Genomic DNA, 25,147 nt, shown 5'->3' on the forward strand with positions numbered 1-25,147 from the left:
GGCGGGCGCTGGCCCGCCTGTGCTTCGGTCCGCGCATGTTCATGCTACCGTCGCTGGCCGGTCCCGGTCAACCGAGCCTAGCGCCAGCTGACATCGCCCAGAAAGATGTACCCCGCCCCATAGATCGTCTTGATCAGGCGCGGGTTCTTGGGGTCTTCGCGCAGCTTGGTGCGCAGGCGCGAGATGCGCACATCCATCGCCCGGTCAAAGCTTTCGCCCGCCGCACCCCCCAGCGCCTCCTGCATCTGCGCCCGGCTGATCAGCCGCTTGGGGCTTTCCAGGAACAGTCGCAGCACCTCGCCCTCGGCATGGGAAAACGGGGTTTCCATGCCGCTTTCATCCTCCAGCGCATAACGGTCGAAATGCGCCGTCCAGCCGTTGAAGCTGGCGATATCGCCGCCCTGCACCTCGCTGCGCATCCCGTCGCGCAGCCGCGCGCGGATACGCGCCACCACCTCGGCCGGGTCAAACGGCTTGGTGATGTAATCGTCAGCCCCCAGTTCCAGCCCGGTCACCCGGTCCTGCACCTGCGCCCGGCCCGAGATGATGATCACCGTCGCCCCCTGTTCCAGCGCCAGGCGATGCACCAGCGCCAGACCATCGGTATCGGGCAGCGACAGGTCCACCAGGCAGACATCCGGCGTCACCCGTTTCAGCGAGGCCTCGAATTCGCGGGCACGGGAAAAACTCTGGGTGCGGAACCCGGCCTCGGCCAGCGCTTCGGTCAGGATCAGCCGGATTTCCGGTTCGTCGTCCAGGATGGTCACGAGAGGGGCGGTCATGTCGTCTCCTCAGAGCGGATCAGCGCGGCCAGTTGCGCGCGGGTAAAGGGCTTGCGCAGCACCGGGCCGCGGGTCAAGGCCTCGCGGTGCAGCGGATCGGACAGCGGCAGCGAGGTCATCAGGATACAGGGCAGCGCGCGCGGCAGGCGTTTCAGCAGGTCGATGCCGGTTGCGGCCCCCTCCAGTTTGATGTCCGACAGGACCAGCGCGATATCCTCGATGTCGGCGGTCAGCGCGCTGGCCTCGTCGACCGAGGTCGCCTCGATCACCGTATGCCCCAGATCGACCAGCATGTCGCGGAAGGTCGCGCGCAGATCCTCGTTATCCTCGACCAGCAACGCCAGCCCGCCCTGCGTGGGCGGCGCGGCACGATAGGGCAGGCGCAACGTGACAACCGCGCCCGTGGGCGTGTTGCCCAGCCGCATGTCTCCACCCGCCAGCTTGACCATGTCATAGACCATCGGCAGGCCCAGCCCCGACCCCTCGCTGCCCTTGGTGGTAAAGAACGGGTTCAGCCCGCGCTCCAGCGCCTCCTTGGAAAATCCCGGGCCTGTGTCGGTTACCGCGATCTCGATCCAGATACGGCCGATGGCATGTGCGCTGACCGCGATCAGCCCGTTGGCGCCGCAGGCGTCGCGCGCGTTCAGCACCAGGTTCAGCAGCGCATCCTGCAACATGCCCGCGTCCAGCATCAGCGCCTCGTCCGGCGTGTGGTCCAGCACGCTCAACCCGATGCCGCGTGGCAGGGTGGGAGTGGCCAGCAGCTTGAGGTCATCGAGCAGCCCATGCATGTCGGTGGCCCGTGGCCGTAATGTGCGGTTGCCGGTCATGTCGGCGATCCGGTTGAGCAGCCGCCCGCCCCTCTGCGCGGTGGCCTGGGTTGCGGCCACCAGTTCGGCGGCCTCTTCGGGCAGGTCCATCTTCTCCATCTTCGACATCATGCCCAGGATGATGGTCAATAGGTTCGAGAAATCATGCGCCAGCCCGCTGGTCATCTGCGCCGCCATCGCCCGGCGGCGGGATTGTTGCAGCGCAACCCGGGTCTGGGTTTCGGTGGTCACATCCATCGACAGGATATAGACCCCGCCGGTACCATCGGGGGTAAACGCCACCCGGATGCGCCGCCCGTCATGCGCCTCGTTGAACTCGAAAACCGGGCTGTCCCCGCCATAGGCGGCCTGAAGATGTGGCTCGATCTTGGCAAAGGCCTCGGGCCCCAGTGCCTCCGAGATATGCATTCCCAGGATGTCCGAGGGCCGCCCCGGCATCACCGCGCTCAGCCGCCGGTTGGAATAGGTGTAATGCCCGTCCCGATCCACATGGGCGATGTGGGCCGGCATCATCTCGGTGGTCAGGCGGGTGCGTGCCTCGATCTCGGTCAACTGCCGCTGCGCCTCTTCCAGTGCGCTGATGGTGGCGGCCAGCTTGCGGTTGGTCGTGCTCAGCTCCTCGGCATGGGCCAGGAGCTGGCCCGACAGTTCCTCGGACCGGGCGCGCAGCAGCTCTTCTACCCGCTTGGTCCGGGTGATGTCGGTATAGACGGTCACCCATCCACCCTGCGGCAGGGGCGCGCCCTCGATCGAGATGACCTGCCCGTTGACGCGCGTCCGTTCGAAATAATGCGGCACAAAGGCGCGCGCCTGCTGCACCCGGTGCCGGACCAGCGCGTCGATGTCGGCGACCTCGCCATAATCGCCGCGCTGGGCGAGATAACGGATCGTGTCGTCGAACCGCGCGCCCGGACGGATCAGCCGGTCGGGCAGATGAAACATTTCCTGGAAACGGCGGTTGCAGACCGCCAGCCGCAGGTCATTGTCATAGATGGACAGGGCCTGGGCGATCAGGTTCAGCCCGGCCGAGGTCATCGTCTTGATCCACTGTTCGCTTCTGTCCACGGCGTCTGGCCTCCTTCACTCTCTGCCTAGCACCACAAAATTCGTCAGAACAAGGGGCGGCGGTCCCGGGGGATACCGTGTCGCGGATACCGAATGCGCGCTGTTACAATTCGTAAGAATTGGGAAAACATCACGAAAACTTTCCCCGCGACCAATGGCGCTGTTCCTGATCTGGGGCAGAATCGCAACGGTCCGTCAGGGTCACGCGGTCACGTCCGGCCCGAAGGAGCGGGTCGGAATGGGGAGGAGAGAGACATTGGTCCAGTCGCAGTCGGGCGCTGGGGGGCTTCAGTCCCTTCCGGCGCTGCTTCACCGCAACGCAACCCAGTTTGGGAATGCCCCGGCTTACCGGGAAAAGGAATTCGGCATCTGGCAATGCTGGACCTGGGCCGAAGCCGCGGCCGAGATTCGCGCCATGGCGCTGGGTTTTCTGGAGATCGGCGTCGAAAAGGGCGACCACATCGCCGTCATCGGCCGCAACCGTCCGGCGCATTACTGGTCGATGGTCGCCGCCCAGATGGTCGGCGCCGTGCCGGTGCCATTCTACCAGGACGCGGTGGCCGAAGAGATGACCTATGTCATGGAGCATTGCGGCGCCAAATACATCGTCTGCGGTGACCAGGAGCAGGTCGACAAGGTCATCGAGATCCAGGAGAAAGTGCACCAGGTCAAGCACATCCTCTATACCGACAAGCGCGGGATGCGGAAATACGACCACTCCCAGATGAACGCGCTGCATGACATCATGGCCGAGGGTCGCGCCGGGCATCACCGGCTGGACGCCGAACTCGACCGCCGCATCGCCGCGATCACCTATGACGACACCTGCGTGATGCTCTACACTTCGGGTACCACGGGCAAACCCAAGGGCGTGGTTCTGTCCAACCGCAACGTCATCGAAAGCGCCAAGAATTCGGCGGACTTCGATCACCTGACCCGCGGCGAGGATATCCTCTCCTACCTGCCGATGGCCTGGGTGGGCGACTTCATCTTCTCGATCGGACAGGCCTATTGGTGCGGTTTCTGCGTGAACTGCCCCGAAAGCCCCGACACGATGATGACCGACCTGCGCGAGATCGGCCCGACCTATTTCTTCGCCCCGCCACGGGTGTTCGAGATGCAGCTGACCAACGTGATGATCCGGATGGAGGACGCAAGCCCCCTGAAACGCCGGATGTTCCACCACTTCATGGCCCATGCCAAGAAGGTCGGCGGCCGCATTCTGGACGGCAAGCCGGTCAGCTTCGGCGACCGCCTGAAATACGCGCTTGGCAACTTTCTGGTCTACGGTCCGCTCAAGGATACGCTGGGCTACAGCCGGTTCCGCGTGGGCTACACCGCGGGCGAGGCGATCGGGCCGGAAATCTTCGATTTCTACCGCTCGCTCGGCATCAACCTGAAACAGCTCTACGGCCAGACCGAGGCGACCGTGTTCATCACCGTCCAGCCCGATGGCGAGGTGCGTGCCGATACCGTCGGCGTGCCCGCGCCGGACGTCGAGATCAAGATCGACGAAAAGGGCGAGATCCACTACCGCTCGCCCGGCGTCTTCGTCGAGTATTACAAGAACCCCGAAAGCACCGCCTCGACCAAGGATGCCGAAGGCTGGGTCGCCACCGGCGACGCGGGCTTCATCGAGGAAGGCACGGGTCACCTGCGCATCATCGACCGCGCCAAGGACGTGGGCAAGATGGCCGACGGCAGCATGTTCGCGCCGAAATATGTCGAGAACAAGCTCAAGTTCTATCCCGACATTCTCGAGGCCGTGCTGTTCGGCAATGGCCGCGACCGTTGCGTCGCCTTCATCAACATCGACCTGACGGCGATCGGCAACTGGGCGGAGCGCAACAACATCGCCTACGCCTCGTACCAGGAACTGGCAGGACACCCCCGCGTGCTGGAAACCATCACCAACCACGTGGAAGAGGTGAACAAATCCGTTGCCGCCGACGCCATGCTGTCGGGCTGCCAGGTGCATCGCTTCGTCGTCCTGCACAAGGAGCTTGATGCCGACGATGGCGAGATCACCCGGACCCGCAAGGTGCGCCGCGGCTTTGTCGAGGACAAGTATGCCGACATCATCGCCGCGCTTTATGACGGCTCCGACAAGGTCTCGACCGTGACCGAGGTGACCTATGAGGATGGCCGCAAGGGCGCGATCAAGGCGACGCTGACCATCTGCGACGCCAAGGTCCAGCCCGTGGCACAGCACAAGGTGGCCGCTGAATAAGCGCCGGCAGGGCGCGCGGCCCGCGCCCACCGCACTGGACCCCGGTCCGACAGACAAGGGAGACACCGATGCTCGACGCATCTGAGGGATACATCACCGAGGACGGCCGCAAGATCGGCGGCGTGGTGATGGAAATGAAGAACATCACCCTGCGGTTTGGCGGCGTGGTGGCGATCAAGGACATCAGCTTTGACATCCGCGAGGGCGAGATCCGCGCGATCATCGGCCCGAACGGTGCCGGCAAGTCCTCGATGCTGAACGTGATCTCGGGCTTTTATGTGCCGCAAGAGGGCGAGGTCTGGTTCCACGGCAAGAAGCGCCCTGCGATGCGCCCCTATGAGGTGGCCCGCCAGGGCATCGCGCGCACCTTCCAGAACATCGCCCTGTTCGAGGGGATGAGCGTTCTGGACAACGTGATGACCGGGCGGCTCAACTTCATGAGCGCGGGCCTGCTGAGCCAGTCGATCTGGCGCGGCAAGGCCGAGCGCGAAGAGGTCGAGAACCGAGAGGCCGTGGAAAAGATCATCGACTTCCTCGAAATCCAGCACATCCGCAAGACGCCGGTGTCGCGCCTGCCCTACGGCCTGAAAAAGCGGGTCGAACTGGCCCGCGCGCTGGCTGCCGAGCCGAAACTGCTGCTGCTGGACGAACCGATGGCGGGCATGAACGTCGAAGAGAAAGAGGACATGAGCCGCTTCATCCTCGACGTGAACGACGAGTTCGGCACCACCATCGCACTGATCGAACACGACATGGGCGTGGTCATGGACCTGAGCGACCGTGTGGTGGTGATGGATTACGGCAAGAAGATCGGCGACGGCACACCCGAAGAAGTGCGCAACAACCAAGAGGTCATCGACGCCTATCTGGGGGTGGCACATGACTGATCTTCACCTGAACGACACGATGAAAACCGGGGGCGCGGGACATGTCTGATCAACTGATTTATGCCACCGAGGTGATCCTCAACGGCCTGATGGCGGGCGTGCTCTATGCGCTGGTGGCGCTGGGCTTTGTGCTGATCTACAAGGCGTCCGGCATCTTCAACTATGCCCAGGGCGTGATGGCGCTGTTTGCCGCCATGACCCTGGTGGGGATCATGAACGGCCAGGTGCCCTTTGCGCATCTGATCAACGCGACCTTCGGGGTTCATGTCACCCATTTCGGCTGGACCATCCCAGCGCTGCTGGCCATCCTGCTGACGATGGGCGTGATGATCCTTCTGGCCTGGGCGGTGCAGCAATTCGTGATGCGCCACCTGGTCGGGCAGGAGCCGATCATCCTGTTCATGGCTACCATCGGGCTTGCCTATTTCCTCGAAGGCGTGGCGGACCTGATGTGGGGCTCCGAGATCAAGACGCTGGATGTCGGCCTGCCGCAGGGCCTGAACGTCTGGATCGACGACACCACCTACGGCATCTTCGGCTACGGCTTCTTCATCGACAATCTCGATATCGTGGCGACCGTGATCGCGGCGCTTCTGGTGGCGGCGCTGGTGGCCTTCAGCCAGTACACCAAGCAGGGCCGGGCGATGCGCGCGGTGGCCGACGATCACCAGGCGGCGCTGAGCGTCGGTATCTCGCTGAACTTCATCTGGGTGCTGGTCTGGTCGGTCGCGGGCTTTGTCGCGCTGGTCGCGGGCATCATGTGGGGCACCAAGTCGGGCGTGCAGTTCTCGCTGTCGCTGATCGCGCTCAAGGCCCTTCCGGTGCTGATGCTGGGCGGCTTCACCTCGATCCCCGGCGCCATTGTCGGCGGGCTGATCATCGGGGTGGGCGAGAAACTGTTCGAATTCGCGGTTGGCCCGCTGGTGGGCGGCGCGACCGAGAACTGGTTCGCCTATGTTCTGGCGCTGATCTTCCTCGTGTTCCGGCCGCAGGGCCTGTTCGGCGAGAAGATCATCGAAAGGGTCTGAGGCTCCGGTGGGCGACCCCGTTGCGCGTGCCGCGCAACGAAACCCGCCCGCCCGGAACCTTCGCAAGGAAGGGAGGAGACGGATGAACAAGCTGATCGCCATCGTCAATGTCGTCGCCTGGTCGGGCTTTTGGGCCTTTGGCTATATCGCCCTGACCGCGCAGGATCTGAGCGACCATCAGCTGATCACCGCCAGCCTCCTGGCCTTTGCCGGGTTCATCATGGGGATCGTCGCATATCTGCGGCTGGTCCGGGCCGCCGAAGCGAGCGGCTATGCGAAAAAGACAAATCAACTCGACACCGCGGCCCGCAACCGCGCGCAGTCCGAAGGGGGCATGTAAGCGATGTTCTACCGTGAAGCCGGAGATTTCAAAACCTCCTACCAGTCCGACAGCCAGACCTTTCCGATCAAGTTCGACCGGTACCGGTATTATGTGGTCCTGGTGGTGGCCTTCGGGATCATCCCGTTCATCATCAACGACTATTGGGCGAATTCGCTGCTGCTGCCGTTTCTGATCTATGCCATCGCCGCGATCGGGCTGAACATCCTGGTGGGCTATTGCGGCCAGGTCAGCCTGGGCACCGGCGGGTTCATGGCAGTAGGCGCTTATGCCGTCTACAAGCTGATGACCGCCTTTCCCGAGGTAAGCATGTTCATCCATGTGATCCTGGCCGGTGGCATCACCGCTGCCGTGGGGGTGCTGTTCGGCCTGCCCAGCCTGCGGATCAAGGGGTTCTACCTTGCGGTGGCAACTTTGGCGGCGCAGTTCTTTCTGGTCTGGCTCTTCAACCGGGTGCCATGGTTTTACAACTATTCCGCCTCGGGCCAGATCAACGCGCCCGAACGCGAGGTGTTCGGTGTCATCATCACCGGCGCCAATGCGCCGGCCTGGGCCACCTACCTGTTCTGCCTGGTCTTCCTGACCCTCTGCGCCCTGATCGCCCGGAACCTGACCCGCGGCACAATGGGCCGCACCTGGATGGCGATCCGCGACATGGATATCGCGGCCGAGATCATCGGGGTGAACCCGCTCAAGGCCAAGATGACCGCCTTCGCCGTCAGTTCCTTCTTCATCGGCATCTCGGGCGCGCTGTTCTTCGCGCTCTACCTCGGAGCCGTCGAAGTGGGCGAGGCCTTTGGCATCCAGAAATCGTTTCTGGTGCTGTTCATGGTGATCATCGGCGGTCTCGGCTCGATCTTCGGTTCGTTCGCGGGTGCGGCCTTCCTGGTGCTGCTGCCGGTGGTGCTCAAGGTCGTCGGCGCGGACATGCTGGGCTGGCCCACGGATATCGTGGCGCATCTGCAACTTGTGATCGTCGGTGCGCTGATCATCGTGTTCCTGATCATGGAACCTCATGGGCTGGCGCAGCTGTGGCGCGTGGCCAAGGAAAAACTCAGACTCTGGCCCTTCCCGCACTGACGCGGACAGGTCCAACCCGATACGGGGGGCGGTTCCCCCCGTACACCAACATCGGTCTAACCAAGGGAGGAGACACCCGATGAAGATGAAACTGGCAACCGCGGCGCTGAGCGCCCTGATCGCCGCCGGCCCGGCACTGGCTGACCTGACATTCCCGTCGCTCAGCTATCGTACCGGTGCCTATGCCGCGGGCGGCATTCCGTTCGCAGACGGCTATGCCGACTATTTCACCCTGCTCAACGAGCGGGATGGTGGTATCGGCGGCGTCAAGGCCAACGTTCTGGAATGCGAAACCGGCTACAACACCGAGAAAGGCGTTGAATGCTACGAGTCGACCAAGGGCGCGGGTGCCCTGGTGTACCAGCCGCTGTCGACCGGTATTACCTATCAGCTGATCCCCAAAGCCACCGCTGACGGTATTCCGATCCACTCGATGGGCTATGGCCGTACCTCGGCCAAGAACGGCAAGGTGTTCTCGAACGTCTTCAACTATCCCGCCAACTACTGGGATGGTGCCTCGGGCGCGGTGAACTACCTGCTGGAAATCAACGGCGGCGACATCAAGGGCAAGAAGATCGCCCTGGTCTATCACAACTCCGCCTATGGCAAGGAACCGATCCGCACCCTGGAAGAGCTGAGCAAGAAGCATGGCTTTGAACTCAGCACCCTGCCGGTCGACCATCCGGGCCAGGAGCAGAAGTCGCAGTGGCTGCAAATCCGTCGCGACAAGCCCGACTATGTCCTGATGTGGGGCTGGGGCGTGATGAACCAGGTCGCCGTTCAGGAAGCCGCCAACATTCGCTTCCCGATGGAAAACTTCATCGGCATCTGGTGGTCGGGTTCCGAGAACGACGTGTTGCCCGCCGGTGACGCGGCCAACGGCTACAAGGCACTGACTTTCCACAACGTCGGCACCGATTTCCCGCTGTTTGACGATCTGAAGAAATACGTGATCGACGCGGGCAAGGCCGCCGGTGCCGGTGATCAGGTCGGTACCGTGCTCTATAACCGCGGTCTCTATGCCGCCATGCTGGCAGCCGAAGCCGCCAAGAAGGCACAGGAGATTTCGGGCAAGGCCGACATCACCGCCGCCGACATGCGTGACGGTATGGAAGCACTGGAGATCACCGAAGCGAAGATGGCCGAACTGGGCCTGCCGAACTTCGGTCCGACCTTCTCGGTCAGCTGCGAAAACCACGGTGGCGACGCGCTGGTGGGTGTGACCCAGTGGGATGCGACCTCCAAGACATGGTCGCTGATCTCGGACTTCAAACCGACCGACGGCGATGTCATCGGCGCGCTGATCGAGGAAGACTCGAGCGCTTACGCGACTGAGAACAACATCTCGCCGCGCTGCAACTAAGCGCGTGACCGGGCCCGGGATCCGGGCCCGCATCGAACCCGGGACGGCGGTCCGCCGCCGTCCCACCCCGATCATCCCCGGCAAACCGGGGCCAATGAGGACAAGCGCGGATGCTGGATGCGGCAAAAACCACGGATACGCAGGTGGAAACCCTGCTGGAGGTCAACAATATCGAGGTGATCTACAATCACGTGATCCTCGTGCTCAAGGGTGTCAGCCTCACCGTGCCCAAGGGCGGGATAACCGCGCTGCTGGGTGGCAACGGCGCTGGCAAGACGACCACGCTCAAGGCGGTGTCGAACCTGCTGCATTCCGAACGCGGAGAGGTGACCAAAGGGTCGGTCAAGTATCGCGGCGAGACCATTCACGAACTGGACCCGGCCGCCCTGGTGACCAAGGGCGTCATCCAGGTGATGGAAGGCCGCCATTGTTTCGAACACCTGACCGTCGAGGAAAACCTGCTGACCGGCGCCTATACCCGCAAGGATGGCGGCGCCAATATCCAGCGTGACCTCGAGATGGTTTATAACTACTTCCCCCGCCTCAAGGAGCGCCGCCGCAGTCAGGCAGGCTATACGTCGGGCGGTGAACAGCAGATGGTGGCGATGGGGCGGGCGCTGATGTCGCGGCCCGAGACCATCCTGCTCGACGAGCCCTCGATGGGTCTGGCGCCGCAGCTGGTCGAAGAGATCTTCGAGATCGTCCGCGACCTGAACCAGAAAGAAGGCGTGTCCTTCCTGCTGGCCGAACAGAACACCAACGTGGCGCTGCGCTATGCCCATTACGGCTATATCCTGGAATCCGGTCGCGTGGTGATGGATGGCCCGGCCAAGGAGCTGCGCGAGAACCCGGACGTCAAGGAATTCTATCTCGGCATGTCCGACGAGGGCCGCAAGAGCTTCCGCGATGTGCGCTCCTATCGCCGCCGCAAGCGGTGGCTGAGCTGATGAGGGATCATGCCATGACCCATTTTGATGCACTCGAAACCCGCTCGGCCGATCAGCGCGCCGCCGATCTGGCCACGGCCTTGCCAGAGCAGATTGCCCGCGCGAAAACCGCGCCCGGATTTGCCCGTTTGCTGGCCGATATCGACCCGGCCGCGATCACCGATGCTCAGGCACTGGCGACGCTGCCGGTGCTGCGCAAGTCGGAACTCAGCCGGTCGCAGGGCGAACACCCGCCCTTTGGCGGCTTTACCGTCAAGCCCGCGCACGGGTTCGCCCATGTGTTCCAGTCTCCCGGTCCGATCTATGAACCGGGCGGCACCGATCACGACTGGTGGCGCATGGGTCGCTTCCTGCATGCCGCCGGGATCGGGCAGGGCGATATCGTCCAGAACTGTTTCGGCTATCACCTGACGCCCGCCGGAATGATCTTTGAAAACGGCGCCCGGGCGGTCGGGGCGGCGGTGCTGCCCGCCGGAACCGGCCAGACCGAATTGCAGGTGACCGCCGCGCGTGACATCGGCTGCACCGCCTATGCCGGTACGCCCGATTACCTCAAGGTGATCCTGGACAAGGCCGAAGAGATGGGCGTCACGCTCAGCTTCACCAAGGCCGCCGTGGGCGGCGGCGCGCTGTTCCCGTCGCTGCGCAAGGAATATGCCGACCGTGGCATCTCGTGCCTGCAATGCTATGCCACCGCCGATCTGGGCAATATCGCCTATGAAAGCGCGGCGATGGAGGGGATGATCGTCGACGAACATGTGATCGTCGAGATCGTCACTCCCGGCACCGGCACGCCGGTGGCGCCGGGCGAGGTGGGCGAGGTCGTGGTGACCTCCCTCAATCCCGACTACCCGCTCATCCGCTTCGCCACCGGCGACATGTCGGCGGTGATGGCGGGCGCCTCGCCCTGCGGCCGCACCAACACGCGGATCAAGGGCTGGATGGGCCGCGCCGACCAGACCACCAAGATCAAGGGCATGTTCGTGCGCCCCGAGCAGGTGGCGGCCCTTGTCGACAAGCATTCCGAAATCGTCAAGGCGCGGGTGATCGCCACCCGCGTGGGCGAGATGGACGCGATGACGGTTCAGATCGAAAGCCCCGGCGGCGACAGCACCGCCTATGCCCGCTCGGTCGTCGAAGTGCTCAAGCTGAAAGGCGCGATCGAGGTCGTGGCTCCCGGCAGCCTGCCCAAGGACGGGTTGGTGATCGAGGATCAGCGCCGCTACGACTAAGGCGCGCGACCGCCAGATACAGCAGGACCCCGCGCCCTTGCGCGGGGTTTTCTATTCAGACCTCGGGCGCAAAGACCGCAACCGGATCGGCCACGCCCTTGACCCGGTGCCGCCCCTTGTCCCGGTACGTCCGACGCGACAACCGCGCGACATCGCCCGTGACCAGAACCGGCTCTCTCAGCTCGGCGCACAGCCCCTCGACCCGCGCAACCAGATTGACGGCCGCGCCGATCACGGTGAAATCCAGCCGTTCGCGCCCGCCGATATTGCCATAAAACACCTCGCCCAGATGCAGCGCCACACCGATCCGCATCGCCTCGGGCCAGTCCGGCGCCGCCATCGCCGCCCGCAGGTCATCCACCGCCGCCTCGGCGCGGGCAACCGCGCCTTCGGCATCCTGTTCAACCGGAAAAATCCCCAAGACCGCGTCGCCGATGAACTTCAGCACCTCGCCGCCCCGGTCCAGAATGGCCCGGGTGACACCTTCGAAAGCCTGGTTCAACAGGCCGATCACCTGCTCGGGCGGATGGTCTGACGCAATCCGGGTGAACCCCCGGATATCGCTCATCCAGATCACAGCCCGGAGCGTGTCGCCGTCGCCGCGATGGATCTGCCCTTCCAGCACCCGCCGCCCCGCGCGCTGCCCCACAAATGTGTCCATCAGTGTCTCCGCCAGCCGCCGCTGCACATGGTGCTCAACAGCCACGGCAAGCGGCGGCACCAGGTCACGCAAAAGCGCGCGTTCGTCCGCGGAAAACCCGCCCGCCCGTTTGGTCTGGATCGTCAGCCCCTTGAAACTGCCATCGGCAAAGGGCAGCGCCAGTCCCAGGTAATGGGTGAAGCCATCCGCCCGCAATTCTGCCCCGATCCTGTATTCGCCGGGCTCGGCCACCGCGTCCAGCCGCCAGTCGACATCCTCGCCCCGGGCATAGATCGGATACATCGGGCTGTTGTGCAGCCGCTCCAGTCCGACCTCGTCCCAGATCAGCTCATTCTCCTTTGCGCCCGTGCCCGGCACCCAGATCGAGAAACTCGACCGCGCGATCGGATGCATCAGCGGCGCGCCGATGGTGGCCCGGTCGATGCGCAACCCCGCCGCCATCAGCCGCTCGACCAACCCGTCCAGCACCGCCGCCAAACCGGTCTCGGCCCGCGCCCCGGTCAGCAGCCATCGGGTGATCTCGGCAGAGGTCCGGGTCGTCGTCATCGCGGCATTCCGTGGCAGAGGCGCAAAATCGCGCGGTAGGCACTGGTGTTTCCGACTAATCTGGTCGATTAAGGGACAAAAGCAACCCCCGTACCAGACCCACCATGGCCGAGATCCAGTATTCAGAACACGGTTCGCGCCGCCGCAATGCGCTGGGAACCCGCGTTCTGGGCGGGCTTGCCTATGCCATTGCCGCAGCCTGCCTGTTGCCGATGGTCGCCGTCGCGCTGGCGGCGCTGACCGGTGGGACCGATACGCTGGGCCACCTGATGTCCACGGTGCTGCCCGGATACGCGGCGACCACGCTATTGCTGGTGCTGCTGGTGGCGGCCGGAACCTTCTGCCTTGGCGTCGGCGCGGCCTGGCTGGTGACGATGACCCGCTTTCCCGGCGTCCGCCTGATGGAGATCGCGCTGGTCCTGCCGCTGGCCTTCCCGGCCTATGTGCTGGCCTATGCCTATACCTTCGTGCTCGATCATCCTGGCGTGGTGCAGACCACCCTGCGCCAACTCACCGGCTGGGGCCCCCGCGACTACTGGTTCCCCGAGATCCGCTCTACCGAGGGCGCGGCGGTGATGCTGATCCTCGTGCTCTACCCCTACGTCTACCTGCTGGCGCGCGCCGCCTTCCTGCAACAAAGCGCCACCGCTTATCTTGCCGCCCGTGCGCTGGGGTCCAGCCCCTGGGCGGCGTTCTGGCGGGTGTCGCTGCCGATGGCCCGGCCCGCCATCGCCGGTGGCGTGCTGCTCGCGGTGATGGAGACCATCGCCGATTTCGGCACCGTGGCCTATTTCGGCGTGCGCACCTTTGCCACCGGTATATATACCAGCTGGTTCTCGATGGCCGACCGCGCAGCGGCGGCACAGCTTGCACTGTGCCTTCTGGGCTTTGCCCTGTTGCTGGCAGTGGCCGAACGCACCCAGCGCGGCAAGGCGCGCTATTACCAGTCGGGCCGCCGCCACGCTGCCATGCCCGCGGGCGAGCTGAAAGGCTGGCGCGCCGCGGCTGCGCTGACGCTCTGCGCCATTCCCGTCCTGCTGGGCTTTGTCTTGCCGGTGGTGATCCTGGTCCTGATGGGGCTGGAATCGGAACAGGACCTGCTGTCGCGGCGCTATATCGGCTTTATCCGCAATTCGCTGATCCTGGCGGGCACGGCGGCCGTTGTGACGGTGACGGCCGCGATCTGCGTCGGTTTTTTCCAGCGGCTCCGCCCCGGGCGCTCGGCCCAGATTTCGGCCTATCTCGCACGGCTTGGCTATGCGGTGCCGGGGGGCGTGATCGCTGTGGGCCTGATGGTGCCCTTCGCCTCGTTCGACAACGCGCTCGACGCCTGGATGCGGGCCACCTTCGGCGTCTCCACCGGCCTTTTGGTCACCGGCTCGATCTGGCTTCTGGTGGCGGCATATATGGTGCGCTTCCTGGCCGCCGCGCTCAGCGCCTATGAGGGCGGCCAGAGCACCGTGCATGCCAACATGGATGCCGCCGCCCGCTCGCTGGGGCAGACGCCCTTTGGCACGCTGCGGCGTATCCATCTGCCGATCCTGACGCCTTCGCTTATGACCGCGCTGCTCATCGTCTTTGTCGACGTGATGAAGGAACTGCCCGCGACTCTGATCATGCGGCCCTTCAATTTCGACACGCTGGCGGTGCAGGCCTATCGCCTGGCCAGCGACGAACGGCTCGAAGGTGCCGCCGTGCCCTCGCTGGTGATCCTCGCTGTGGGCCTCTTGCCGGTGATCCTGATCTGCCGCCAGGTCGGCCGCGGAAAGTAACCGCGCCGCCTCACTCGGGGATCAGGTCGTTGGTGGCATAGCTCAGCCGCGCCCCCGCCGCGCTCTGGTCGCCGGTGCCGAACAGCAGCACGCCGGTGCCCATCAAGGGCACCGCCCGCCGATGCACATCCACTGCGGGTCCGTCCTCGGGCAGCACCGCGCTGCCGGCGCTGGAATGGTCAGCATATTCCAGCACCGCACCGCGCAGCTCCAGCCGGCCATGCTGACGCGACACCCAGGGTTCGCTCAGCCTTATGTCACAGTCCTCGGCGCGCCCCACCGTCAGGCTCTGCCCCTCGGTCAGGTGCCAGACACCATCATCGCTGCGGAACTCGGCGCTCTCGGTGCGCGCCCGTGTCAGCGCCGCGAAGCCCCCGGCGATGGTCGTGCGCCCGTCGCTGGCGCCCTGGGTGATCGAATAAACGCGGGTCGCCTCGGCCTTGCCCTTCAGCCGGATCCGACCGATCGGCAGGAATGCCTCGCGCGCTGTGTCGTCCAGCGCCTCGACCGCCGCGTTCCCGGCCAGGATCTCGCCCGCTTTGGCCAGGGTTGCCAGCCGCGCCGCCACGTTCACCGCGTCGCCGAACATGTCGCCCGGGGTTTCCTCGGCCTCGCCCCAGTAGAGACCCGCATGCAGGTTCAGCCCATGCGGCCAGGGTTCCGACAGCATCTGTCGCGCCGCGGCATAGCCCGCGCCGGGGGCGTCGAACCGGCAGAGCGCATCGTCGCCCTGCGTCTTGATACAACGCCCGCCATTGCCCTCGGCAATCTCGCGCAACCGTGCCAGCATCGTGCTGACGCGTTCCATCGCAACGTGCTGTCCCAATCTGTCATACAACGCAGTGCTGCCGGTTATGTCGGCAAGCAACACGGATGTCATCGGCATGATCGCCCCTCAACGGACTTTAAATCGAAACGTCAGAAAATGGTGGTCGCAGGGTACGCGGGCACCGGCGCCAGCGCAAATGAAAAGGCGCGGGGCAGGGCCCCGCGCCTCAAAGCTCCGCCCCGAAATGTTTACTTCCAACCGACCTCGTTAAAGATCTTCTGCGCTTCGGGGATATTGGCAGCAACTTCCGACAGGTTGACCGTATCGGCCTTGAACTCTCCCAGCTCTGCGACGTTTGCGGCCAGTTCGACCCCGGAAACGGCCGGATACTCGTCATTGCCTTCCGAGAAATAGACCTGTGCCTGATCGCTGGCCAGATATTCGAGGAACTTGATCGCGTTGTCGCGGTTGGGCGCATGGGCGGCGACACCGGCGCCCGACAGATTCATATGCGCGCCATTGCCGCCCTGGTCGGGGAACACCCAACCGATCATGTCGCGGCTGTCGGACAGGCCTTTGACATCGGTCCGGATCGAGCGGGAAAAGTAATAGGTGTTCGACACCGCGATCTCGCACTCGCCCGACACGATGCCGCGCAATTGGTCGGTATCGCCGCCCTGCGGATCACGCGCCATGTTGGCAACCACGCCCTCGGCCCAGGCCTTCGCCGCGTCGCGCCCTTCGTGGGTGACGATGGCGGCCAGCAAGGTCTGGTTGTATTCGTTGGTCGACGAGCGGATACAGACCTGCCCCTTGTACTTCGGGTCGGCCAGGTCGGCATAGGTCATCGGCGGTTCGCTCACGTCGGCCTTGTCGAAAAAGATGATCCGCCCGCGCTGGGAAAAGCCGAACCACTGGTTGTCGCTGTCCTGAAGGTTGGCCGGAATACGCTCTTCCAGGATCGGGCTGTCGATGGCTTGCAGAATGCCCGCCTCCTTGGCGCGCGATAGGCGCGAGGTGTCGACGGTGAGCAGGATGTCAGCGGGCGAGTTCGCGCCCTCGGCCTGCATCCGCGCGACCAGCTCGTCGGCCTTGCCCTCGATCCGGTTGATGCGGATACCGGTGGCGGCCTCGAAATCCGAATAAAGGCGCTCGTCGGTGTCGTAGTGGCGCGACGAGTAGAGGTTCAGCTCGCCCTCGGCGACAGCCGATGTGGCGATCAGGGCGGCGGCGATTGCAGTGGTGGTCTTCATCATGGCAGAGGTCTCTCGCGATTCCGGTTATCTGACTGATTTAGTCAATTACCTGATTTTCGCGCGGACGCAAGACAAAACCGATAATTTCAGTCGGGTAATTCGGCCGCAGTCACCCCTCGGCATTGTCCATTTGCCAGGCGGCCAGCAGCCGGGGCAGGGCAATGGACCAGTCCAGCACGCCGGTCTTGTCGGCCCAGTCCTGGTACTGGGCCACCAGCGCCTTTGCCCGGTCGGGCTCGCCCCGGATCAGGTCGTGCAGCTCGGTCCTGTCGGCCTCGACGTCGTAAAGCTCCCAGTCGTGCCCGTGCAGCCGTACCAGCTTGAACTGGCCCAGCCGAATGGCGCTGTTGCCCTCGTGCTCGAAAAAGATGGGCTGCGCGCGTTCCCAGTCCTTGCCGCGCAGCAGGCCCAGTAGGCTCTCGCCTTGCAGCGGCTGCATTCCATGCCCGTCCAGCTCCGCAACAGGCTGCGCGCCCGCGACTTCCAGGATCGTCGGCAGGATATCGACCACATGACACGCGGCATGCAGCGGCACGGGTGCCGCGATCCTGCCGGGCCAATGGGCGATCAACGGGGTCGAGATGCCGCCTTCGTGCACGTAATGCTTGAACTTGCGGAACGGCGCGTTCGACACATTGGCCCAAGGCTTGTCATAGCTCTGATAGGTCAGCGCGCCGCCGGGCATGATCTCGGGCCGGTTGCCCATCTCGATATGCCGCCCGTCATGGGTTGTATCGGGAAAGAACTTGGCCCAGCCATCCTCGGCCATGAACTCGGCACAGCCGCCGTTGTCGCTGAGAAACAGGATCAGCGTGTTGTCGAACTGGCCCATCCGTTTCAGCGCCGCCAGCAGCGTGCCGATGGACTGGTCCATCCGGTCCACCATGGCGGCATAGGTGGCCATCTTGCGCGCTTCCCAATCCTTGTGCGGTGCGGCCTCCCAGGGGCAGACGTCTTCGTCCCGCGGGCTGATCTGCCAGTTGGTCTGAAACAGGCCCATCGCGTTCATCGTCTCGTGGCGGCTGCCGCGCAGCGCGTCCCAGCCGCGCCCATAGACCCCGTCATAGCGCGCGATATCCTCGGGATGCGCATGCAGCGGCCAATGCGGCGCGGTATGGGCGAGGTAGAGGAAAAAGGGCTGCTCCATCTCCACCGCCTCCGCGACCATGCCGATGGCCCTGTCGGTGATAGCGTCGGTGAAATAGAAATCATCCGGAAAGGTTTCGACGCGGGTATCGTCCTCCAGCATGTAATGCGGCGAGAAGAAATGCGTGACCCCGTCGACGATGCCATAGAACCGGTCGAATCCGCGCTGGCGCGGGGTGGGGTGGTCGATATCACCCACCCGCCAGCTGTCCACCTCGCGCGCCATGAAATCCCCGCCCACATGCCACTTGCCCGACATGCAGGTGCGATAGCCCGCCGCCCGCAGATGCTCGGCAATGGTGGCGCAGTCGTTGCGCAGAAAGCCGCGATAGGCGGGCGTGCCCAGATCGGCCCCCATATGGCCGATCCCGGCATTATGCGGGTAAAGCCCGGTCAACAGCGACGCCCGCGTCGGGCAGCATCGCGCGCAATTGTACATCGCCGTCAGCAGCGCCCCGTCGCGCGCCAGACCGTCGATGTTCGGTGTGCGGATCTCGGATCCGGTACAGCCCAGATCGGCAAATCCCAGATCGTCGGCGAGAATGAGAATGATGTTGGGCTTGTCGGACATGGCGGCCTCCTCCTGCACAAGAGAAGGCTATCGCGCCCCGGCCGGTTGCGGGAACCAGGAAACTGCCACCCCGCAACAACAAAACCGCGCCCAAAGGCGCGGTTTTGATTGAAGCTCGAATGTCTTGCGACGGTTCAGCCCTGGCGGGCTTTGAACTTGCGCTGCGTCTTGTTGATCACATAGACGCGGCCTTTGCGACGCACGACGCGGCAGTCCCGGTGGCGGGACTTGAGCGAGCGGAGCGAGTTCCTGACCTTCATGGTCGTCTCCAATTCCTGCGGCGCGGGCCAGCGCCTGGGTTACGCGGGTCCCCTGTGTGAACAGAGGCGTGAAATCATGGTGGGCGGTACAAGGTTCGAACTTGTGACCCCTACGATGTCAACGTAGTGCTCTACCACTGAGCTAACCGCCCATGATTGCCGTCGCGTGCCTGCCCCAGAACGTAATGGGGCGCGGTAGCCCGCGCCGGTAAGCGGGGTCTATAAAAGGAGTCGGCGGGGGGATCAAGGGCTTTTGACCGAACTATTTTCCGGTCTATGATTTTGTTCAACAAGGAGCGTCCATGGTCCAAGCCGCCTACAATCTGTCCCTGCCCGGAAACCGCACCTCTTGCGTGGTATTTGCCTCGCCGCATAGCGGCTCGCACTACCCGCCGGCCTTCCTGACGCAGACCATACTGGACAATCATTCGATTCGCTCCTCCGAGGACGCCTTTGTAAACACGCTGTTCGACGCCGCCCCCGATTTTGGCGCGCCGTTTCTGACCGCCGTCGCGCCCCGCGCCTATCTCGATCTCAACCGCAGTGCCGACGAGCTGGACCCGGCCCTGATCGAGGGCGTGCGCAAGGGCGGTCACAATCCGCGCGTCGCCTCGGGCCTGGGGGTGATTCCCCGCGTCGTGGCCGGGGGCAGGGCGATTTATCGCGGCAAGCTGCCCCTGGCCGAGGCGACCGCGCGCGTGAACCAGGTGTGGCGGCCCTATCACAACCGGCTTCAGCGGCTTCTTGACGAATCGCATGCGCGGTTTGGCCAGGCGATTCTGATTGACTGCCACTCGATGCCGCGCGAGGCGCTGGATGGCACCAGCCGTTCCCATTCCAAACGACCCGAAGTGGTCCTGGGCGACCGGTTCGGCGCCTCGGCCTCGTCCGAGGTGGTCGACCGGGTAGAGGCCGCCTTTGCCGCCGCGGGCCTGCATGTGGTGCGCAATTCGCCCTTTGCAGGCGCTTATGTGACCCAGGCCTATGGCCGCCCTTCGCGCCGCCAGCACGCGATCCAGATCGAGATCGACCGAGCCCTTTACATGGACGAGGCGACGATCAGCCCGAACGCCAATTTCGACGCGATGCGCGCGCTCCTGCGCGCCGTGGTCGCCGATATCGCGACCATCGGGCAAGAGCGCATGCCGCTGGCGGCCGAATAGGGGGCCCAACCGCCGCACCAGGCCAGCCGGGCCGCTTTCCAGGAAAGCGGTTCCTAAACCCCGACCCGAGTGCAAAACTCGCCCCGATGCCTGTTTGAAGGAGCCTTTGCCATGCGCGCCGCCCTCGTTTTTGCGTTCTGCCTGACCTCTCCCGCACTGGCCGAAACGTTTGTTCTGCGCGGCAGCCCGCAGGCGGTCACCGTCTATCCCGGGGTTGCCCGGATCACGCGCCACATGTCGCTGGATCTGCCCGCTGGCACGCATCAGATCATTCTGCCCGACCTGCCGCCGGGCGCCGCCCACCAGACCCCGCGAATCGCGGTCTCGGGCGCGGTTCTGGGCGCGGTTTCGCTGCGCGACAGCGCGCTCGACCCGCTGGCGGACGACGATTCCCCCGCGATCGAGGCGGCGCGCGATGCGCTCAAGGGGGCGCAGGCGGCGCTGGATGCGCATGCCGATGCCGAGACGGCCGTCACCAACCGCTTTGATGCCGCCGCCGCCCAGATCGCCTTTCTCGAACGGCTGGGCGGGGGCGATGTGCCGCTGGCGGATGCCACGGCGCTGGACAATCTGGTGTCGGTGGTCGGCGCCCGGGTGCTGCAAGCCCGTCGCGACATGCTGGCCGCCCGGCAGGAGTTGCGCGGCATGGCCGAAGCCCGCGAAGATCTCGAAGAAGCCCTGACGGATGCCGAACAGGCGCTTGCCGCCCTGCTCACGGCGGGTGAGGATCGGGTGCAGGTCGCCGCCGCCCTCAGTACCGATACCGCCACCACCGCGCAGATCGAGCTGTCGTATTTTGTCGAGGCGGATTGGCGCCCGACCTATGATTTCTCGCTGGCGCAGAGCGAACCGGCGCGGCTGTCGATCAAGCGGGGCGCCGAAGTCACGCAATACAGCGGCGAGGATTGGCGCGATGTGACACTGACGCTGTCCACCCTGCGGATCAGCGACACCATCGCCCCCCATGATCTCTCCCCGCACTGGCTGCGGATCGAGAAACCCGCCCCGCCGCAGCCCGCCCCGAAATTGCTGTCACGGACAGAGAGCCTGGCCGAACCCTTGGCCGAGGCGCCGATGATTTTCGACGAGGCAGCAGGCGCCTATGCCAGCTTCAACGACGTTGAGGCCAGCTATGCCTTTCCAAACCCTGTCACCGTGGCCAACGATGTCGATCAGGTACGCCTGTCACTCGATACCCTGGCGTTCGAGGCCCGGATCTTTGCCCGTGCCGTTCCCCTCCATGACGAAACAGCCTTCCTGATGGCGACGTTCACCAATACCACGCCCGAGCCGATTTTCGAGAGCTATGAGAACAGCTTTTCGCTCGACAACACCCTCATCGGGCGCGGTCACACAGACCAGATCCCCGCCGGGGCCGAGACGACGCTGGCCTTTGGCCCGATCGAGGATCTGCGGTTGGATCGCGTCCGTCTGGACAAGAACGAGGGCGACAGCGGCATCATCAACCGTACCAATACCAGCAGTGAAGAGGTGCGGATCACCGTCGAGAACCTCGGCGCGCGGAACTGGCCCGTCCGGCTGCTTGATCGTGTCCCGGTCTCCACGCAAGAGGATCTGGTGATCACCCATTCCGCCACCCCACGCCCCGACATCGAAGACCCGGAGGACAAACAGGGCCTGCTGGAATGGCGGTTCGACCTGGCGCCGGGTGCGGAAAAGTCGATCCTGCTCAAGCACGACATGCAATAGCCGCTGGACATGATCCTTCGCTGACCCCCGGCACCGGGCTCAGCGCATCCCGCGCCCCTTGATGATCGCGTCCGACCCGAACCGCCGACGGATCTCGTCGGTGGCCCGCTCGGCGCGCGCCCGCTGCGCCGCCTGCGGGTCGAGCAGGTCGCCCGAGACATCCGCTTCGGCCTCGGGGCACAGATGCGACAACCCGCAGCCCAAGAGCCGGTAAGGTCCCTGATCCCCCAACTGGTCGAACAACGCGCGCGCGGTGCGATAGATCCGGTCGGCCATCTGCGTCGGGTCGCGCAGCGCCTGCTGCCGCGACAGGATGCGGTGATTGGCGCGTTTCAGCTTCAGCGTCACCACCCGCCCCGCCAGCCCGCGCGCCTTGGCCCGATCCGCCACCTTCTCCGCCATCCGCCAGATATGGCCATCCAACACATCTATACTGGCTGTATCCTCGAAAAACGTGGTCTCGTTGCTGATCGACTTGATCGGATCATGCGCCGAAACGCGCCGGTGATCCTCGCCGCGCGCCAGATGCCACAGCCGCTGGCCCATCGCACCGAACCGGGCAACCAGCGCCTCCTGATCCCAGCGCAACAGGTCGGTAAAGCTGCGGATGCCCGCGCGCTCCAGGCTCTCTTGCGCCGCAGGCCCGATGCCCCAGATCAGCCGCACCGGCTTGTCGCGCAGGAATTCCGCCGTCTCGGCCCGCCCGATCACCGAGAACCCGCGCGGCTTGTCCAGGTCCGAGGCCACCTTGGCCAGGAACTTGTTGTGGCTGAGCCCGATCGAGCCCGTCACGCCCAGCTCCTCCTTCATCCGCTTGACCAGCCGCGCCAGCATGACCGCCGGGGGATGCCCATGCAGCCGCTGGGTGCCCGACAGGTCCATAAAGGCCTCGTCCAGCGACAAGGGTTCCACCACCGGGGTCAGCTCGTCCATCATCGCGCGGATCTGTTTCGACACCTCGGCATAGACCGACATGCGCGGCTTGATCACCACTGCATCCGGGCAGAGCTTCAACGCCTGAAACATCGGCATGGCCGAGCGCACGCCGCGAATGCGCGCCACATAACACGCGGTCGAGACCACGCCGCGCTTGCCGCCCCCGATGATCACCGGCTTGTCGGCCAGGTCCGGATTGTCACGCTTTTCCACGCTGGCATAAAAGGCGTCGCAATCCATATGCGCGATGGTCAATACGTCCAGTTCGGGATGGCGCAGCACCCGCGGGCTGCCACAGACCGGACAGCGCCGGGCCTCCCCGGTCCGGGCCAGGCATTCGCGGCAAAGTCCGGGTGCAGAGGTCATCGGGTGTATCCGACCGGAGAACGGGCTATATCACCCCTATCTAGACCGACTCGCAGCGGAGAGAAAAGGTGACACAGGACCAGACGGAGTTTTCCGGCGCCAAGCTGGCCCTGTTCCTCGGGCAATCACTGCTGGTGATCCGGCGCGATGACAGGGCCGATATCCCCTGGCCTGATCATTGGGACTTGCCCGGCGGCGGGCGCGACGGCGACGAAACTCCGCTGGATTGCGCCCTGCGCGAAACCCACGAAGAGGTCGGGCTGGTGGTACCCGCCGATCAGGTGATCTGGCGCGCCAGTTACCTCAGACCGCGCGGCCGCGTCTGGTTTTTCGCGGCGCATCTGCCCGCGAGCTGGAGCACGCATGTGGTGCTGGGCGACGAAGGTCAGGAATGGCGGCTGATGCCGCCGCGCGACTATATCCGCCACCCCAAGGCGGTGCCGCATTTCGCCGAACAGCTGGACATATATCTGGGCAGTCCCGAGTTCGGGCGCCAGATTTGAACATGACTTTTGGACAAGACGCCTGAACCGGGATTTCTTTGAGAAAGGCCCCCCGCACGCTGGGCGGGGGGAGGTAACGAACCTCAGGAAGACATGGTTCGTTGGGGAGTGTCTCAAGGGTAAGGGTCGCCGAAAATCTGGTGGCGGAGTAGGTCGGAGTCCGACAGGGCCGAAACTCGCCTTTTTAATGTGTTTTTGGGGGCACAGCGGCAAAATGGCGCGGAATCGGCGGAAAGTCCGGTTTTTCAGGCCGTTAGGCAAGAAATCAGGGTGACGTTAGGTCATTTGGCGCCGCAGGCGCTGCACAAGGCAAGAATTTTTTGCCACGCCGCCGCACCCGGTGCGGCGGTGTCTGCCGGGCCTCAGGCGCGGTTGGGCGCGATGGCTTGCGGCGAGGTCATTTCCCGCAGGATCGCCGCGACCGCGGCGCGCGGGTCGGCGGCGCGGACCACCGGACGGCCGACCACGATGTGATCGGCACCGTCGGCGATGGCGTTGGCGGGCGTCGCCACCCGTTTCTGGTCGCCCAGGTCCGCGCCCGCAGGGCGCACGCCCGGGGTCACGATCAGCCGTCCGGCCGCTTCGGGCAGGGCGTGGATGGCGGCGGCCTCCTGCGGGCTGGCGATGATCCCGTCGGCGCCCGCCGCAAAGGCGCGCGCGGCGCGTTCGATCACCAGCTCGCTGACCGTGCCCGGCAGCATCAGCCCGGCATCCAGGTCGGCGCGTTCCAGCGAGGTCAGGATGGTCACGGCAAGGATCTTCAGGTCCTTGCCGGCGGCGCCTTCCTTGGCGGCGCGCACCACATGCGGATCGCCATGCACGGTCAGGAAATCCAGATCGTACTGTGCCAGCCCGCGCACTGCCGCCTCGACCGTGTTGCCGATGTCGAAGAGTTTCATGTCCAGGAAGATGCGCTTGCCATGTTCCTGTTTCAGCTCGTTGGCCAGCGCCAGCCCGCCGCCCGTCAACATGCCCAGCCCGATCTTGTAGAACGACACCATGTCGCCCAGCCGTCCGGCCATGTTCAGCCCGTCCAGCGCGTTGGGTACGTCAAGGGCGACGATCAGGCGATCGTCTGCAAGGGGGGTATCGGTCATCTGGGGATCCTCCGGCAGGGGTCGCCCGTACATAATCGGGCTATTCTGCCGAGGCAAGCGCGGATCGGAAAGCACCCGCAGGGTGCGCTCCCGCGCCTGAACGCCCCCCTTTCAGGGGGCCATTACAGCCTTGGGCCGGGCGCCGCGCATCCGCGCGGCGCAACTGTGCCTTGGGGATCAGGCGACGCCCAGGGACAGGTGCTCATCGACCACAAGTTCCTGCTTGCCCGCCCGGAACTCGGGCATCCGCCGCATCTGCCGCAACGCGTCGCCGACAAAGGCCTGGGCGCGCGCCACCGGGTTCGCCTCTCCGGGCAGATCCAGCGAGCAGAACAGGGTCACGATCCGGTCGGCAAGGGTCAGGCACACGCTCGCCGAATGGCGCGAGGTATCCGAGCAATAGCTGTACCGCGAGATTTCGATATTGGTGATCAACATGACGAGCCTCCACATTACGGCCTCATATGACACGGCAAATCTTTCCAAAACGCGTCGACAATGGGGCAAAGTAAGGACAATTGGATCGGATTCGCGCTTCTTGCCGGCAGGCTCTTGAAGAGGGCCGATTAGTCCCCAGATTGGATGCGAGGCCCGAACCGCCGCGTGC

At 64.7% G+C, this 25,147-nt stretch carries 22 protein-coding genes and 1 tRNA gene; 12 read left to right on the forward strand and 11 right to left on the reverse strand.

The window, feature by feature from the left end; translation table 11 throughout:
• Window positions 1-77 precede the first annotated feature (77 nt).
• The gene (locus G0P99_RS14760) at window positions 78-782 is read right to left on the reverse strand and encodes a response regulator transcription factor (protein ID WP_164131095.1); all 705 of its coding nucleotides are present in this window, start codon (window positions 780-782) and stop codon (window positions 78-80) included.
• On the reverse strand, window positions 779-2,677 hold the full coding sequence (locus G0P99_RS14765) for a PAS-domain containing protein (RefSeq protein WP_164131097.1): 1,899 nt from the start codon (window positions 2,675-2,677) through the stop codon (window positions 779-781). Before G0P99_RS14765 ends, G0P99_RS14760 begins: the two co-directional genes overlap by 4 nt.
• 256 nt (window positions 2,678-2,933) lie before the next feature.
• Here G0P99_RS14765 and G0P99_RS14770 point away from each other — a divergent pair, with 256 nt between their 5' ends.
• The 8 genes from G0P99_RS14770 (at window position 2,934) to G0P99_RS14805 (ending at window position 11,784) form a co-directional block, all read left to right on the forward strand.
• A complete protein-coding gene (locus G0P99_RS14770; RefSeq protein WP_164131099.1) occupies window positions 2,934-4,907 on the forward strand; it encodes an AMP-binding protein in 1,974 nt (657 codons plus the stop codon).
• Window positions 4,908-4,975: 68 nt separating this feature from the next.
• Window positions 4,976-5,794, forward strand: a complete 819-nt coding sequence (locus G0P99_RS14775) for an ABC transporter ATP-binding protein (RefSeq protein WP_164131101.1) — start codon at window positions 4,976-4,978, stop codon at window positions 5,792-5,794.
• A gap of 41 nt (window positions 5,795-5,835) precedes the next feature.
• Complete coding sequence (locus G0P99_RS14780; protein WP_164131103.1) at window positions 5,836-6,822, forward strand: branched-chain amino acid ABC transporter permease; 987 nt, start codon at window positions 5,836-5,838, stop codon at window positions 6,820-6,822.
• An 82-nt stretch (window positions 6,823-6,904) separates the two neighbouring features.
• A complete protein-coding gene (locus G0P99_RS14785; RefSeq protein WP_164131105.1) occupies window positions 6,905-7,162 on the forward strand; it encodes a hypothetical protein in 258 nt (85 codons plus the stop codon).
• Between the two features lie 3 nt (window positions 7,163-7,165).
• Window positions 7,166-8,242: a branched-chain amino acid ABC transporter permease gene (locus G0P99_RS14790; RefSeq protein WP_164131107.1), complete on the forward strand. Its 1,077-nt coding sequence runs from the start codon at window positions 7,166-7,168 to the stop codon at window positions 8,240-8,242.
• Between the two features lie 79 nt (window positions 8,243-8,321).
• Window positions 8,322-9,605: an ABC transporter substrate-binding protein gene (locus G0P99_RS14795; RefSeq protein WP_164131109.1), complete on the forward strand. Its 1,284-nt coding sequence runs from the start codon at window positions 8,322-8,324 to the stop codon at window positions 9,603-9,605.
• Window positions 9,606-9,715: 110 nt separating this feature from the next.
• The gene (locus G0P99_RS14800) at window positions 9,716-10,552 is read left to right on the forward strand and encodes an ABC transporter ATP-binding protein (protein ID WP_164131111.1); all 837 of its coding nucleotides are present in this window, start codon (window positions 9,716-9,718) and stop codon (window positions 10,550-10,552) included.
• A 14-nt stretch (window positions 10,553-10,566) separates the two neighbouring features.
• A complete protein-coding gene (locus G0P99_RS14805; RefSeq protein WP_164131114.1) occupies window positions 10,567-11,784 on the forward strand; it encodes a phenylacetate--CoA ligase family protein in 1,218 nt (405 codons plus the stop codon).
• 55 nt (window positions 11,785-11,839) lie between these two features.
• Here G0P99_RS14805 and G0P99_RS14810 read toward each other — a convergent pair whose 3' ends face one another.
• The gene (locus G0P99_RS14810) at window positions 11,840-12,991 is read right to left on the reverse strand and encodes an adenylate/guanylate cyclase domain-containing protein (protein ID WP_164131116.1); all 1,152 of its coding nucleotides are present in this window, start codon (window positions 12,989-12,991) and stop codon (window positions 11,840-11,842) included.
• Between the two features lie 104 nt (window positions 12,992-13,095).
• Between G0P99_RS14810 and G0P99_RS14815 the strand changes: the two genes are divergently transcribed.
• A complete protein-coding gene (locus tag G0P99_RS14815; RefSeq protein ID WP_164131118.1) occupies window positions 13,096-14,763 on the forward strand; it encodes an iron ABC transporter permease in 1,668 nt (555 codons plus the stop codon).
• A 10-nt stretch (window positions 14,764-14,773) separates the two neighbouring features.
• On the opposite strand, the gene G0P99_RS14820 is transcribed toward G0P99_RS14815, so the two are convergent.
• From G0P99_RS14820 to G0P99_RS14840, 5 genes are all read right to left on the reverse strand, one after another.
• The gene (locus G0P99_RS14820; RefSeq protein ID WP_164131120.1) at window positions 14,774-15,649 is read right to left on the reverse strand and encodes an adenylate/guanylate cyclase domain-containing protein; all 876 of its coding nucleotides are present in this window, start codon (window positions 15,647-15,649) and stop codon (window positions 14,774-14,776) included.
• 131 nt (window positions 15,650-15,780) lie between these two features.
• Window positions 15,781-16,788, reverse strand: a complete 1,008-nt coding sequence (locus G0P99_RS14825; RefSeq protein WP_164131121.1) for a Fe(3+) ABC transporter substrate-binding protein — start codon at window positions 16,786-16,788, stop codon at window positions 15,781-15,783.
• A 109-nt stretch (window positions 16,789-16,897) separates the two neighbouring features.
• On the reverse strand, window positions 16,898-18,505 hold the full coding sequence (locus G0P99_RS14830; RefSeq protein WP_164131123.1) for an arylsulfatase: 1,608 nt from the start codon (window positions 18,503-18,505) through the stop codon (window positions 16,898-16,900).
• Window positions 18,506-18,639: 134 nt separating this feature from the next.
• On the reverse strand, window positions 18,640-18,765 hold the full coding sequence (ykgO, locus tag G0P99_RS14835) for a type B 50S ribosomal protein L36 (protein ID WP_011048967.1): 126 nt from the start codon (window positions 18,763-18,765) through the stop codon (window positions 18,640-18,642).
• Window positions 18,766-18,842: 77 nt separating this feature from the next.
• Window positions 18,843-18,917: transfer RNA gene (locus tag G0P99_RS14840), tRNA-Val, on the reverse strand.
• Window positions 18,918-19,067: 150 nt separating this feature from the next.
• On the opposite strand from G0P99_RS14840, the gene G0P99_RS14845 reads away from it, so the two are divergent.
• Together G0P99_RS14845 and G0P99_RS14850 are read left to right on the forward strand one after the other, a co-directional pair.
• Window positions 19,068-19,928, forward strand: coding sequence for an N-formylglutamate amidohydrolase (locus G0P99_RS14845; protein ID WP_164131125.1), 861 nt, complete (start codon window positions 19,068-19,070; stop codon window positions 19,926-19,928).
• Between the two features lie 111 nt (window positions 19,929-20,039).
• On the forward strand, window positions 20,040-21,638 hold the full coding sequence (locus tag G0P99_RS14850; protein WP_164131127.1) for a DUF4139 domain-containing protein: 1,599 nt from the start codon (window positions 20,040-20,042) through the stop codon (window positions 21,636-21,638).
• A 39-nt stretch (window positions 21,639-21,677) separates the two neighbouring features.
• Here G0P99_RS14850 and G0P99_RS14855 read toward each other — a convergent pair whose 3' ends face one another.
• On the reverse strand, window positions 21,678-22,940 hold the full coding sequence (locus G0P99_RS14855) for a DNA polymerase IV (protein ID WP_164131130.1): 1,263 nt from the start codon (window positions 22,938-22,940) through the stop codon (window positions 21,678-21,680).
• Window positions 22,941-23,008: 68 nt separating this feature from the next.
• On the opposite strand from G0P99_RS14855, the gene G0P99_RS14860 reads away from it, so the two are divergent.
• Complete coding sequence (locus tag G0P99_RS14860; RefSeq protein WP_164131131.1) at window positions 23,009-23,443, forward strand: NUDIX hydrolase; 435 nt, start codon at window positions 23,009-23,011, stop codon at window positions 23,441-23,443.
• Window positions 23,444-23,805: 362 nt separating this feature from the next.
• On the opposite strand, the gene pyrF is transcribed toward G0P99_RS14860, so the two are convergent.
• Both pyrF and G0P99_RS14870 read right to left on the reverse strand, forming a co-directional pair.
• Entirely contained in the window at window positions 23,806-24,540 is a 735-nt protein-coding gene (gene pyrF, locus G0P99_RS14865) for an orotidine-5'-phosphate decarboxylase (RefSeq protein ID WP_164131133.1), read from the reverse strand.
• Window positions 24,541-24,717: 177 nt separating this feature from the next.
• Window positions 24,718-24,978 carry a hypothetical protein gene (locus tag G0P99_RS14870; RefSeq protein ID WP_164131136.1) on the reverse strand — a complete coding sequence of 87 codons (261 nt, stop codon included), beginning with the start codon at window positions 24,976-24,978 and terminating at the stop codon, window positions 24,718-24,720.
• Window positions 24,979-25,147 lie beyond the last annotated feature (169 nt).

Source organism: Ruegeria sp. PrR005, assembly GCF_010500245.1.
Taxonomy (GTDB): domain Bacteria; phylum Pseudomonadota; class Alphaproteobacteria; order Rhodobacterales; family Rhodobacteraceae; genus Ruegeria_B; species Ruegeria_B marisflavi.